This is a genomic window from Mesorhizobium sp. M1E.F.Ca.ET.063.01.1.1 (genome assembly GCF_003998155.1).
Taxonomy (GTDB): Bacteria; Pseudomonadota; Alphaproteobacteria; order Rhizobiales; family Rhizobiaceae; genus Mesorhizobium.
Window position 1 is genome coordinate 1 of the sequence record NZ_RZSC01001139.1, and the last position, 1,328, is coordinate 1,328.

Annotated in this window: 1 pseudogene; it reads left to right on the top strand. The window is 66.9% G+C overall.

The annotated features are described in order from the left end of the window. Positions 1 to 1,328: pseudogene (locus EOA29_RS36705) on the top strand (AsmA family protein); the annotation flags it as partial.

Genomic DNA, 1,328 nt, shown 5'->3' on the forward strand with positions numbered 1-1,328 from the left:
GCGCTGGTGGTGCCGTATTTTATCGACTGGACCGGCTACCGCGCCGATTTCGAACGCGAGGCGAGCACCATCCTTGGCCGCAAGGTGACAGTGAAAGGCGATGCGACGGCGCGGCTTTTGCCTTTCCCGTCGGTGACCTTCTCCAACGTCGAGGTCGCCGGCGGCCCTGGCGGCCAGCTGGCAATGACGATGGAGACCTTCTCCATGGATGCGGAGCTTGCGCCTTTCCTGCGCGGCGAGCTGCTCATCTTCGACATGCGGCTGGTTCATCCGAAGGCGACCATCGACGTCGCCGGCGACGGCACGGTCGACTGGGCGATACGCCCGACAACGCCGTTCGATCCGAACCAGATCGCGATCGAGAAGCTGACAGTGACCGAAGGACAAATCGAACTGCGCCATGCCGCTGGTGCCCGCAGCCACCTGATTTCCGAGATCAACTCGACCATTTCGGCCAAGTCGCTCGCCGGCCCCTGGCGGATGGACGGCACGCTGCGCTTCGACGGCCTGCGCACGGACGTCTCGGCCTCGACCGGCAAGGTGGAGCCGGACGGCCAGATGCGGCTCAGGCTGAAGGCGGATCCCGATGCCTATCCGCTGATCATTGAGACCGACGGCAACGCCGGCATCGTCAAGGGCGCGGCGGTCTATTCCGGCCAGTTCAAGGTTTCGGCCTCCAACAAGAATGGGGCCGACAGAAACTCGGCCACGCTGCGCGGCACCGACGGCGAGCCCGTGAAGGTCAGCGCCGGCAAGCCCGATCCCGGCTTCCGGCTGAACGGCAAATTCGCGCTCGACCACCAAAAACTCAACGTGGACGAGTTCCGCTTCGAGACCGGGCCACTCGACAATCCCTACACCGCAGACGGCAAGGCCTCGGTCGATCTCGGCCTGAAGCCGCATTTTTCGATCGAGGCCAGCGGCGCCCAGGTGCAGTTCGACGAGGCGGTGGGCGCATCCGCGGGAACCGGGCTGACGCTCGATCAACGCATCGCGGCGTTCGAGCAGACGCTGCTGCACATGCCGAAGCCGACGATACCGGGCACGGTCGAGGTCAGGCTGCCGGCGGTGGTGGCGGGCGACACCACGGTGCGCGACGTGCGGCTCTCGGCCGAGCCGGTCGAGGGCGGCTGGTCGGTGAAGTCGCTTGCCGCGACGCTGCCCGGCCGCGCGACGCTCGAAGCCGACGGCATGCTGAGCGTCGAGGACCGCTTCGGCTTCACCGGCTCGCTGCTTCTTGCTGTCGGGCAGCCGTCCGGCTTCGCCGCCTGGCTGTCGAAGGATGTCGACGATGCGATCCGCCGGTTGCCGGCGGCGGGCTTCAAGGC